Genomic DNA, 11,802 nt, shown 5'->3' on the forward strand with positions numbered 1-11,802 from the left:
ATAACTGGCAATCCAGGTGGTCCCATCACCCTGGCAAAAATCAGGTCACACTGGTCCCATCCTCATGGCAGGCGACACAGCGAGAACGCGGCCGGATCGTCAACTGAGCTGGCTGCAATAAAACTGAGCAGTCCTGCCCATGGTCGGATGCTGCCCGTAGTTCGTAGCGAGGTCAGCACCAATGCAGATCTGCGCGCCACAGATTGGAGCGGTGCGCGGGCAATCGGTCGAAATCCGTCCACCGACATCGAGCGACGTGGGTACGTCATGATTCGGTAACGGGTACCAACTGGAGTCTTCCACGCTCGCTGCGTGTGCGGTGGTTCCCGGTCCAGCGCAGCTAAGACTGCCCCCTCGCGCGTCACCCGTGAGGGGGAGACGCAATTGCCGATGTGGACGGTATCAAGCAGTTCGTGCAGAAGGTACGTGAGAATTCGGTTGGATCCGGATCTGTCGCATATGGCGGGTGGTGATGTCGTGGCGCCACGATCACGGGATTCAGCTCGAACCCAACGCCCTGCTGGATTCGGACGCAGCGGTTGTTGGCTCGGCGGGCGGTCCGGGCGGGTCCGGGCGGGCCACACGTTTTGAGAGATTTGCGGCGGCGACCGCGACGAGCGCGGTTCGTGTTCGCCTTCTGCAACTGAATCGTGTGTGCCCGTTTCGCGCTGTCATGAGGACGGATCAGTGGGCTGTTACTCGTGGCTCCCGTTGTCGGCGTGACTGCGGTCGCGCGGCGGATTTTGTTGACACTACCGAGATTCGAGGCGCAGCCCGTAACCGGACAAACAGCTAATGCATTCAATCGACGACTATTGCTGAAGCATTCAATCGATGACTATTGACGGGGGCTTGTCGTATGGAAAGCGCTGAGTGGGTGCACATTGATAGGCGCGCGCGGGCCGTTGTCCGATCAGCTGTGCGCGCAGATCCTCGCCGGTGTCAGCGATGGCCGGCTACGCCCGGGGACACGATTGCCGACTGTTCGGGCGCTGGCTGCTCGAACTAACCTCGCGGTCAACACCGTTGCTCGCGCGTACGGTGAATTGCTGGCGGCTGGAGTCATCGAGACACGTGGCTATTTAGGCACTTTCGTGGCGTGTGTCGATACCAGTGAGTCGGCTCTGGTTGAAGAGGCCCACATCTATGTGAGGTTGGCGCGGACGCTGGGAATCAAGAAAGCTGAGGCATTGCAATACGTCGAGGCCGCATTTCGGGACTGAGCCAGCACACCGGCGTCGGCGCACTTAGAGATTGGCTACGTGGACGGGGCGCAGGGAACGGGAGCGGTGGATAACAACCATAAAGTCGCGTCAGAGCGAAGGCCGTGGTGGCTCAGCGCTTGCGTATAGTGCCGTAGAGGTGTTGGACGGCAACAGCTTTGTGCTCCGTAGTCTCCGTTCTGCTTTGGACGCTGACGCTGTGATGGCGGCGTTTGCGTGCATCAACTGCCGCCCGGCTGGATCGCGATGTCGTTCCTGTCGACGAATACCAGATTGCCGTCGTCGAGAATGACCGCCCACCGGCGTGCGGCGCCGGCTATGCGGGTCGCACCGATATCGACTCCGCAACCGGCAGCTTCGCCGAAGTCATCGGCAATGACTCCGCGGCATTCGCGGTCGGTGCCGGGGAACACCTGAATTACCGCACCCACAGCCAGATCCGGAGGCGGATCGGGGTCGGCTACCTGATCGGGGTTCTCGGTCATTGTGGCTCATTTCCGCCGCGGTGTGTGGTCAATTGAAGCATGAAGCGCATACCGTAGACGGACTTTGTCTCATGATTCAGTTTCACTGAATGCTTAAGTGACGTCTGCAATTACTGAAATTTCGGCGGAATCGTTCTGTGGGACAGTCAATTCAGCTGACTCTGCATTGTGCTTAGCGGTTTACGTGTGGTAGAAGTGGATCGTTATGATGGTGTTGGATCAGCGCGTCGGTGATCTGGCATCGCGCATTCCGCAAACGCCGGTCCTCACTGATCCGGATGTGATCGAGCGCTATCGAAGCGATTGGGCGCGCGACCCCGATGCCGGCCGTCCGCTGGCTGTGGTGCGCGCCCGGTGCACTGCGGATGTGCAGGCGGTGATGCGATGGGCGGCCGCCGAGCACATCCCGGTCATTCCGCGCGGCGCCGGTTCGGGCCTCTCAGGCGGTGCGACAGCGGTCGACGGTGGCGTAGTGCTGACGCTGGAGTCGATGCGGGACATCGATATCGATCCGGGTACCCGAATTGCCGTGGTGCAACCGGGCCTGCTGAACGCTGAAAGTCAAGCGGGCAGTCGCCGCCCACGGGCTGTGGTACCCACCGGACCCGTCATCGTATGAAATGTGCTCCATCGGGGGGAACGCCGCGACCAACGCAGGAGGGTTGTGTTGCGTGAAATACGGCGTCACCGCCGACTACATTTTGGGGCTCGAGGTTGTGTTGGCCGACGGTCGGGTGCTGCGTCTCGGGGGCCCACGGATGAAAGACTCCGCTGGGTTATCGTTGACCAAACTTTTTGTCGGTAGCGAGGGAACCTTGGGTGTTATCACCGAGCTGACATTGCGGCTGTTGCCGGCGCAACCGCCGGCCAGCACCGTGGTCGCGGTGTTCGCCTCGGTGCGCGAGGCCACCGCCGCGATATTGGAGATCAGTCGCTGCTTGCGCCCCGCGATGCTGGAATTCATGGATCGTGTGACGATCGGCGCCGTCGAAACCCAGGCACGCATGGGCTTGGATCGCGACGCCGCTGCGATGGTTATCGCGCAGTCGGATCTAACTGGTGCTGAGCGCGCACGTGAAGCCGCGGTAATGGCGGGGGTTTTTCGTAGCAGCGGCGCTACGGAGGTGTTCAGCACGGATGACGCCGCCGAGGGTGAGGCGTTCACCGCCGCCCGCAGGTTGGCGATCCCGGCGGTTGAGAAGCTCGGCGAGCTGCTGTTGGAGGACGTTGGTGTGCCGCTGGGTGCGCTGCCGGATTTGATCGAGGGCATCGAGGGGATCGCGGCCGAGTGCGGCGTCGTTTGTGCGGTCATCGCTCATGCCGGTGACGGCAACACCCACCCGCTGATCGTGTATGACAGCAGCGATTGCGATGAGACGGCCCGCGCGCACCGGGCGTTCGGTCAGATCATGCATCTGGCGATAGGGCTTGGCGGCACCATCACCGGCGAGCACGGTGTCGGGCGGCTCAAAAAGGCGTGGCTGCCAGATCAACTCGGGGAGGACGTCATGGAGCTGACGCGGCAGATCAAGACGGCGCTGGACCCGCTCAACATTCTCAATCCTGGGGCGATCATCTGAACCGTAGCCCTGCACGGCCTACCCGGTTCTGCGCGGTATTTGGTAGATGTTCGGCCGCTGAGGCCTAAGAGCTCGCAACGCCCGTCCAGTCGCCGCGGACGGCTGTGCGTGTGGTCATCCGCTTGGCAGCCCGGCATCTTGGAGGGCTGCCCGCGCCGTTGTGTCTGCGGCCACGAACCGACGTGGTGGCGCGCTGTGGTGTTGCCACACCGCGGCAGCGATTGCACGCACCATCGACAACTCGTCGACGCAAAGACCGTGGTCGGTCGTGCTGATCGTCGCAGTGTCGTGATCGAGGTCGATGTGCCATGCCGGGTCGCTGGCAATGCGCAACGACGCGCTGGGCATCGTCAGCGCTTGCAGGTTGTGTGCGAGATAGGTGGGCCGCGCGGCTGGTGGGGCGTGTAGCACGTCGAGGGGTGTGCTGACGCCGGTGAGCACGAGCATGCTCTGCAAACCGGCGGTGTTGGCGCCGGCGATGTCGGTGTCGAGCCGGTCGCCGATGACCAACGGAGCGCAGAACGTGCCGCGCGCGGTCGCGGCTTCGATCATCGCCGACCCGGGTTTACCGGCCACTTGTGGTTGCGCCTCGGTCGCGGCGCGCAGTGCGGCGACCATCGACCCGTTTCCGGGCACCAGCCCGCGGTCGGTCGGAAAGGTGACATCGAGGTTGGTGGCCACCCACAGTGTCCCGTCGCGGATGGCCAGTGCCGCTTCGGCGAGGTCTTGCCAGCCGGTGGTGGGTGAGTGACCTTGCACCACCGCGACGGGCGCGTCGGCGTAGTGCCGGACGGGTCGCAGTCCCACCTTGCTGACTTCCTCTGCCAGAGCGTCGGTACCCACGATGAGGACGCGGTCCTCGGGTGCCAGTTGTGACGCCAGTAGCAGTGCTGCGCTTTGGGCGCTGGTCACGATGTCGCGTGCGGTGGCAGCGACCCCCATCGATTGCAGCTGAATGGCGACGTCTGACGGGCGGCGGGATGCGTTGTTGGTCAAAAAGATGGCGCGTGCGGCGGCTCGTAGGAGGGCTTCGGCCGCGCCGGGGGTGGGTTGTTTGCCGCGGTATACGGTTCCGTCGAGGTCGAGCAGTAAGACGTCGTGTTCGTCGGATATCGGGGTTTGATGCGCTTGGGGCGTGACGTCACAGCGGCGAGCACCCTCAATGGGTGCGTGAGTGTCGGGGGGTGGAGGGCTTGCCGGCCAAGGTTGGGGCTGTGCGGGTGTCATGGCCGTCCGATCAGTGCGCCGGTCAAACCGGGGTCGAACCGTGCGCGGGTTCGCATTGACGCGGCCGTGGCGTCGACGATCATGATGGCGTCGGCTTCACTTCCCTTGGGAATCTCGATCTCCGCGCTGTCGGGGTCGGCGCGATGCGCCATCAGCCAGTCATAGAGCAGCCAATCCAGTGCGCACGCCAGCGTGAAGGGGTCGACGTCGGCGCCTGCGGCGTCGATGCACGTGCGCAGCAGGTCGCGGTGTTCTTGGCGGGCTGCGTTCTTGTTGACCCCGGAGCTGTCGAACATCATCATCGACAGGGTCAGCGGGTGGCGTTGGCCGGCTTCAGTTTTGAGCACCCACCGTCCCCCCATCCACGGCTTGTCCTGGTCGACGAGCTGCAGCTGGCCGAAGCCGGAGACGACGCCTTGCGGTGGTGGGTCCAATCGGTCGTCGAGGGGTGCTTGGCCGAGCAGCCCGAGCGGTTCGCGAGCCTTGATGGACAGCAGCGCCGCGGTGCCGATGATCTTGCCGGCCCGCAGGTTGGGGACCGAGGAGCTCAGTTCGGCCCCGAGCGCGTATTGGCGGCAGAGGATGTCGAGGGTGCGGTGCAGGGTCAGCAGGTCGTCGCGTTCGGCGGGATCGGGTTGGCGGCCACCGCCGAGGATTTCGCCGAACTGCGCGGCGGCGATGATCATCGCGTCATCGAGTGCCTCTAGGTGGGTGGCCAGCAGCCGTTCAGGTTCATCATCGGTGAGCATCAGTTCCGGTAGTGAGGCGGGCTCGCCGGTGGGGGTTGCCCAGTAGAAGCCGATCTGGCCGTCGGCTTGCACGATGCGTGGCCTCATGTCGTCTGGTTGGCGAAACGCCGGTTGGTTGCGTGAAGCTGGCGTTGCGTGCTGTCGTGAAGCGCCGCAGCCTGTTGCGGGGTGAGCCTGCCGCACACGCGCCCCCAATGCACGGCCACAACCTCGCCGGCGGCAAGGTCGGCGCAGCTGTCGCCGGCAACGAGGCCGGCCTCGACGCGTTGGGTCGACGGCGGTGACAACGACAGCGCCCTGCCGTCCCAGCGCAGCGCCTGACGCCAAACGATGGCGGTCACGCCGTCGCTGGAAAGCACGGTGCCCCAGGTGATCCTGCAGTTCTCCAGCACCGACAGCGGATGTTCGTCCATGCCTTTCCCCAGCAACCGCGACCACGGGTACACCCCGAACACGTGGAAGCAATGGTTGGGGGCCGCTTCGTCGGCAAGCCCGGAGGTTAGGTGATGCCAGTAGTGGCCGGCCTGCGGGCCGATGACAGCCAGCAGCTGCGCGGTGAATTCACGCCGATCCAGCCGCGCGCCGACACCGCCGCCGAGCCAATACGATTCGACGATACGCTCATCGAGCGGATCGCCGATGCCCGTCATCTGTGACAGTACTTGCAGATACGGCGAGGCACCGGTGAATTGCCTTGCCGCCTTTTCGATCTCGCGCCGCGAACCGTCGGCCAAAGCCGTTGAGCCAGCAGGGCCGCAATAGCCGAGTTGGTTCGGGGCATAGGCGTAGTGGGCGAACATCTCCGCACCGCGGTTGGTCACATCGGCGGGCGTCATGTCGGAGCGCCCTGCCCGATGAGCGTGGCGGCGTCACGGTGAAGCCTGCCGAAGTTGTAGTACGCCGCGCACGCTCCTTCAGGGGACACCATGCACGTGCCGATCGGTGTTTCCGGGGTGCACGCCGTGCCGAAAACCTTGCACTCCCAGGGTTTGAGCACCCCTTTGAGGACTTCACCGCACTGGCATGCTTTCGGGTCCGCGACGCGCACGCCGGGCAGCGCGAACCGATGCTCGGCATCGAACTCGGCCAATTCCTCGCGAAGCTTCAGCGCACTTTGAGAGATGAATCCGAGTCCGCGCCATTCGAAATGCGGGCGCAGCGCAAATACGCGAGCCATCAAAGCCAGAGCAGCTGGGTTGCCTTCTTCGTTCACCACCCGCGAGTATTGGTTTTCCACCTCGCAGCGGCCCTCGCGGATCTGGCGCAGCAGCATCGCCACCGAGGCCAAAATGTCCAGGGGCTCAAATCCCGCCACCACCAACGGTTTGCCGTAAACGCTGGGAACGAATCGGTAGGGCCGGTTGCCGACGACGGTGGAGACGTGGCCCGGCCCGAGGAACCCGGACAGCCTCAGGTCGGGTGACTCCAAGATCGCCTTGATGGGCGGCACGATGGTGACATGGTTGCAGAAGACGCTGAAGTTCGTCACGCCGAGTTCGCTGGCCCGCACCAGCGTCACCGCGGTGGACGGAGCGGTGGTCTCGAAGCCGATCGCGAAGAACACGACTTGCTTGGCCGGGTTGTCCGTGGCGATCTTCAGCGCGTCCAACGGTGAATAGACGAACCGGACGTCGGCGCCGCGCGCCTTTGCGTCCAGCAGGCTGCCGTTGGATCCCGGCACGCGCATCATGTCGCCGAAGCAGGTGAAAATGACGTCTGGCTGCTCGGCCAGCCAGATCGCATCGTCGACGCGGCCCATGGGGATGACACACACGGGGCAGCCCGGACCGTGCACCAGCTCCACGTTTTCGGGCAGTAGGTGTTCGATGCCGTGCCGGTAGATGGTGTGGGTGTGGCCACCGCACACTTCCATGAATTTGAGGCGCTCGTCGGGGTCGAACTGCGCAGCGAGCGCGTCTATGACGCCGAGCAGCGTTCGCGCGGCGGCGGGATCGCGGAATTCGTCAACGAATCGCATTGATCATTACTCCGATCTTTTAGAGGATCACCGACGAGTCGAAGGCTTGGATTTCGTCGGTATAGGCCTCGCCGAGCTTCTGGACAGCGGCCAGGGTGAGCAGCGCCTCGGCTTCGTCGATCTTCGCCATCGCGAATCCGACGTGGACCAGCACCCATTCATCGGGTGCGGGCGGGTCGTTCTCGAGTAGCCGAATGCTGATCACGCGCCGGACGCCGCTGACGTCGACCTTCGCCAAACAGTTGGCCGGGTCGGTGATTTCGACGATTCGGCCGGGGATTCCAAGACACATCCGCGGGGCTCCTTTCTCAGCAGATTCGCGGCAGGGGGTCGCCGACGAGTTTGTCGACGATGCGAGTGCCACCGAACCCGGTGCGCACGACGACGGTAGCGGCAGGTTGCGCGGCGATGTCTCCGATGAGCGCGGCGTCGCGGCCCAAGGGGTGCTGCTGTAGCGCCGCGAGCGCCGCATCGGCCTGGTCAGGCGGCACGACGGCAACGACCTTGCCCTCGTTGGCGACGTAGAGCGGGTCGATGCCGAGCATTTCGCAGGCACCGGCGACGTCGGTGCGCACCGGCAGGGACTGTTCGTCGAGTGCTACCGCGACATTGGCGTCGTGAGCCAGTTCGTTGCAGATGGTGCCGACGCCGCCGCGGGTGGGGTCGCGCAGCCAGCGGGTGTCGGGTGCGGCGGCGAACAGCGCATCGACCAGCCTGTTGACCGGCGCGGTGTCGGAGGCGATGTCGGCTTCGATCGCCAGATCGCCGCGGGCCAGCATGACCGCCATGCCGTGGTCGCCGATCGTTCCCGACACCAGCACCTTGTCACCGGGACGCACCGATTGCGGCGTTAACTTTCGGTCGGGCGGGATCAGGCCCACCCCGGCGGTGGTGATGAACATGCCGTCGGCGGCTCCTTTGGGCACGACCTTGGTGTCCCCTGTGACGATGTCGACGCCGGCGGCGGCGGCCGCCGCGGCCATGTCGGCGACGATGCCTTGGAGCACCTCGATGGGCAGCCCCTCTTCGAGCACGAACGCCGCTGTCAGCCAGGACGGTATCGCACCGGCCATGGCGAGGTCGTTGACCGTGCCGTGCACCGCGAGGTGTCCGATCGATCCGCCGGGGAAACGCAGCGGCTGCACGACGAATGAGTCGGTCGAGATGGCCAGTCGTTGACCGGTGGGGAGCGTCACCTCGGCGCCGTCACCAAGGGACTCCAGGTAGGGGTTGCGGAACGCTTCGACGAACACCGCGTCTATCAGCGCCGCGGATGCCTTGCCGCCGGCGCCGTGGGCCAGCGTGACGACGGTGTCGCGCAGGCGGGGGCGCCTCTTGCGAAAGACTTCGATGCGTTCGATCACCTCGCCTTCGGCGAAGTTGGGACCTGACGCGAGGTACTGGTGTGCGTGATCGGTCATCGCTGCCCAGCCTGACCTTGCGTGGTTGCCCATAGTTGGTATCCAAGCAGGGCCTGGGCCTCCTGGATGCGGTGCACACTTTGTGATTCAACCGTGAAACACACGTCGACGTCCGGGTTGTCCGCGAACGCGCCGCCGTCGTATCCGGCGAAACCGATGGTGTAAAGGCCTCGACGGCGGGCTTCCCGCATCGCGGTGAGCAGGTCGGCGGAGTTGCCGCTGGTGGACACGGCGATGGCGATGTCTGCGGGTCCAGCCCGGGCGATGAGCTGCCGGGCGAAGACCAGCTCGAAGCCGACGTCGTTGGCCAGTGCCGTGAGCACGGCCTGGTCGGCAGTCAGTGACCAGGCGGGCAGCGGCTGGCCACTGGGTGGACTAGCGAATAGTCCGGCCAGGGTGGCCGCATCGGTACAGCTGCCACCGTTGCCGAAGGTGAACAGACGGCCGCCGCCAGCGAAGCGGCGGGCCATCTCGGCGCCGGCGGCGGACACCAACGGCGCGCACGTCTGCAGAGTCGCGCGTCGCAGCGCGGCGCTTTCGGTGGCCTTGGCTTCAGCCGAGGCGATCAGGTCGGCCACGAGCGCGTCTGCGTCGGATTCCTGCCCGTCGATAAAGGGATAGAGGAAGTCGGTTGCGTATTCGAGTCGATCGGTGCCGCACGGGTGTTGGGTCATGGCCGTTGGTCCTCGCTGATCTTGGTGATCGCCATCCCGGCATGCACCAGCACGAGATCACCCGGGGTCAGCGCCTCTACGAGGACGGTTGACACGGTTTCGGTGCCGGTGGCCGTACGCACGTGCGCCGTCCCGTCGTCGGCGGGGCGCAGGACTTCGCCGAGGCGTCCTTCGTCGCTGCAGGTGATACACACCTCATCGGTGCATTCCGACGGCGGGGGGTTCAGCAAACCGGGATGCTCGAAACACACGTGGGTGAGCTCCCACAGCAGGTGGTAGAGCAGCACGAACTGTCCGGTGGCGGGAGTCGTCGGGTCGGGGTCGTCCAACCACAGCACGTGGTCGGCGGTACCCGGGCGCGGTCGTGCACCATTGCCGATCCACATCGTGGTCACTGCCCAGGCCGGGCCGCGGCGCATGACCGCAAGGACGTCCTGGTCGTCGGCGGTGGCGACGGCGATCACGACATCGCCGGCGCGCACGGAGACCCGGGCGCTATCCATCGGGTCTGGCCCGGTGAGTGCGACCGCGGGAAGGGCCTTCTTGCCGACGATCACCGGGTGCACGAATTCCACGGCGATGTGCTGGGCGTGCGGAGCCCAGTGCGGGGCGATGCACCACAAGGTGGCGCCGGCCGAGAATCGTTGTGCCAGCGACAGTGCCGCGCGGGCCAGGTCGCCGGCCAGGCCGTGGTCGATGAGCGGATCGGTGACCGTGGTCATGGCGCTGTCTGCGTGTCGCCGAACACGCCGTATTCGGCCATGGTGGCCAGCGTGACGGTCGCCGACTCCTCGTCGATGCGGCTCAATGCGAACCCGGCGTGGGCGATGGTGTAGTCACCGACCTGCAGGTCGGGAAGGTAGGCCAGGCAGATCGTTTTCACGTCGCCGGGAAACTGGACCCGTGCCAGCCGCGCACCGCTGGGTTCGTCCCAGATCTCGGTGATCCGGCCGGGGATACCTAAGCACATCGTCTAATCCTTCCGTTCCGGTTCGGCACGCTGGCGTTCCTCAAGGGCTGTGAGGACCGCCACGGCTGCCTGGCCGAGTGCCAGACCGCCGTCGTTGGGCGGCACGGTCTGGTGGGTGAGCACGGTGAAGCCGGCGTTGTGTAGTCGACGGCGGCATTCCGCGGCTAAAAGGACATTCTGGAACACGCCGCCGGTGAGCCCGGCCAGCCGAATCTGACCGGCCGCCCGGCACACCGCCTCGGTGAGCGCTGCGGCCACCGCGCGGTGGAATCCGGCCGCGAGTTCGGCAAGGCTGACGCCTTCACGCAGGGCGGTGACGATTGCCGCCAACATCGGCGCGGGCTGCAACGTCCCGTCGGGGCTTACCGCGATCCGCAGCGGGGTGGCAAGTCGCGAGTCGCCGGCCGTCGCGGCGAGGACCTCGAGCTCGATGGCAGCCTGGCCTTCGTAGTCGATGCGGTGGCGCACACCCAGGAGGGAGGCGACCGCGTCGAACAGCCGACCCATACTCGTGCAGGGCACGCAGCCGCTGCCGGTCTCGAACTGTGAACGCAGCAGCCGCATTTCCTGACTACTTGCGACCTGCACCGGCGCCAAATCGTTCTCCCAGCCGATGCCGGCCGCCCACAGGTGGGCCAAGGCCATCCGCCACGGGTTGCGCACCGCGGCGTCGCCGCCGGCCATCGGGACGGCCGCGAGGTGACCCACCCGGGTGAAGCGGTGACTGTCGATACCCAGGCGCAGAATTTCTCCGCCCCATACGGCTTCATCGCAGCCATAGCCGGTGCCGTCGAACGCCACGCCGATGATCGGTTCGCCCAATCGGCCGTGCTCGGCCAAAAGGGATGCCACGTGCGCGTGGTGATGTTGGACCAGATCCAGCGGGCGCGCGCCGGCATGGCGTTCGGCCCATGTCCTCGTGACGTAAGCGGGGTGCAGGTCTGCTGCCACCCGCTGTGGGGCCGGTCGAATCTCGCACAGTTGATCGACCGCCTGGCCGAACGCCTGCAGGGTCGCGGCGCTACCCATATCGCCGACGTGTGCAGACATGAACGCACGGCGCCCATCGAATAGGCAGAACGTGTTTTTCAGCTCGCCCCCGACGGCCAGCACTGTGGGTCCGTCGCGGCCGAGGTCGACCGGCAGCGGCGCATAGCCGCGTGATCGCCGGATCGGTAGCTGTCGGCCGTCGACGACGCGTACCACTGAGTCGTCGCAGGGCACATGGACGGGCCGATTGTGGTCGAGCACGGCGTCGGCCAGTGCGGGAAGCCGTTGCGCCGCGTCGTCGTCGGTGTAGCACAGCGGCTCACCGGAGTGGTTGGCGCTGGTGAATACCAGTGCTTCGGGGGGGTCGGTCGCCGATCCCGGGACGGTGTTGAGCAGCAGGTGGTGGATCGGCGAGTACGGCAGCATCACCCCGATCCATGGGTTGGCGGGGGCGACGTGTTCGGACACCGGGGCATCGTCGCGGCGGGGCAGCAGCACGATCGGG

General features: G+C 65.6%; 12 protein-coding genes and 1 pseudogene. 2 read left to right on the forward strand and 11 right to left on the reverse strand.

What is annotated here, in order from left to right; genetic code table 11:
• The first annotated feature begins 905 nt into the window (after window positions 1-905).
• Window positions 906-1,223, forward strand: coding sequence for a GntR family transcriptional regulator (locus CQY20_RS31745; RefSeq protein WP_308494429.1), 318 nt, complete (start codon window positions 906-908; stop codon window positions 1,221-1,223).
• 221 nt (window positions 1,224-1,444) lie between these two features.
• Here CQY20_RS31745 and CQY20_RS31750 read toward each other — a convergent pair whose 3' ends face one another.
• Complete coding sequence (locus CQY20_RS31750) at window positions 1,445-1,708, reverse strand: hypothetical protein (RefSeq protein WP_097945003.1); 264 nt, start codon at window positions 1,706-1,708, stop codon at window positions 1,445-1,447.
• 205 nt (window positions 1,709-1,913) lie between these two features.
• Between CQY20_RS31750 and CQY20_RS31755 the strand changes: the two are divergent.
• A pseudogene (locus tag CQY20_RS31755) lies at window positions 1,914-3,288 on the forward strand (FAD-binding oxidoreductase).
• A gap of 114 nt (window positions 3,289-3,402) precedes the next feature.
• Here CQY20_RS31755 and CQY20_RS31760 read toward each other — a convergent pair.
• The 10 genes from CQY20_RS31760 to CQY20_RS31805 all read right to left on the reverse strand — a co-directional run.
• The gene (locus CQY20_RS31760; protein WP_371871093.1) at window positions 3,403-4,401 is read right to left on the reverse strand and encodes an HAD-IIA family hydrolase; all 999 of its coding nucleotides are present in this window, start codon (window positions 4,399-4,401) and stop codon (window positions 3,403-3,405) included.
• A 110-nt stretch (window positions 4,402-4,511) separates the two neighbouring features.
• Window positions 4,512-5,351 (reverse strand): hypothetical protein, encoded by an 840-nt coding sequence (locus CQY20_RS31765; protein ID WP_097945007.1) that lies wholly within the window; start codon window positions 5,349-5,351, stop codon window positions 4,512-4,514.
• Complete coding sequence (locus CQY20_RS31770) at window positions 5,348-6,100, reverse strand: DUF6390 family protein (protein ID WP_097945009.1); 753 nt, start codon at window positions 6,098-6,100, stop codon at window positions 5,348-5,350. Before CQY20_RS31770 ends, CQY20_RS31765 begins: the two co-directional genes overlap by 4 nt.
• Window positions 6,097-7,242 carry a hydrogenase formation protein HypD gene (gene hypD / locus CQY20_RS31775; protein WP_097945011.1) on the reverse strand — a complete coding sequence of 382 codons (1,146 nt, stop codon included), beginning with the start codon at window positions 7,240-7,242 and terminating at the stop codon, window positions 6,097-6,099. Before hypD ends, CQY20_RS31770 begins: the two co-directional genes overlap by 4 nt.
• 19 nt (window positions 7,243-7,261) lie before the next feature.
• Complete coding sequence (locus tag CQY20_RS31780; RefSeq protein ID WP_097945013.1) at window positions 7,262-7,534, reverse strand: HypC/HybG/HupF family hydrogenase formation chaperone; 273 nt, start codon at window positions 7,532-7,534, stop codon at window positions 7,262-7,264.
• A gap of 16 nt (window positions 7,535-7,550) precedes the next feature.
• Window positions 7,551-8,663: a hydrogenase expression/formation protein HypE gene (gene hypE / locus CQY20_RS31785; protein WP_097945015.1), complete on the reverse strand. Its 1,113-nt coding sequence runs from the start codon at window positions 8,661-8,663 to the stop codon at window positions 7,551-7,553.
• Entirely contained in the window at window positions 8,660-9,337 is a 678-nt protein-coding gene (locus CQY20_RS31790) for a D-sedoheptulose-7-phosphate isomerase (RefSeq protein WP_097945017.1), read from the reverse strand. Before CQY20_RS31790 ends, hypE begins: the two co-directional genes overlap by 4 nt.
• Window positions 9,334-10,059, reverse strand: coding sequence for a HypC/HybG/HupF family hydrogenase formation chaperone (locus CQY20_RS31795; protein WP_097945019.1), 726 nt, complete (start codon window positions 10,057-10,059; stop codon window positions 9,334-9,336). The genes CQY20_RS31790 and CQY20_RS31795 overlap by 4 nt, the downstream gene beginning before the upstream one ends.
• The gene (locus CQY20_RS31800; RefSeq protein WP_097945021.1) at window positions 10,056-10,307 is read right to left on the reverse strand and encodes a HypC/HybG/HupF family hydrogenase formation chaperone; all 252 of its coding nucleotides are present in this window, start codon (window positions 10,305-10,307) and stop codon (window positions 10,056-10,058) included. Before CQY20_RS31800 ends, CQY20_RS31795 begins: the two co-directional genes overlap by 4 nt.
• Before the next feature lie 3 nt (window positions 10,308-10,310).
• Window positions 10,311-11,802, reverse strand: a 1,492-nt coding sequence (locus CQY20_RS31805) for a Kae1-like domain-containing protein (RefSeq protein ID WP_133119186.1), incomplete at its 5' end; no start/stop codon positions are given.

Source organism: Mycolicibacterium agri (genome assembly GCF_002553505.1).
In the GTDB taxonomy this organism is placed as follows: Bacteria; Actinomycetota; Actinomycetes; order Mycobacteriales; family Mycobacteriaceae; genus Mycobacterium; species Mycobacterium agri.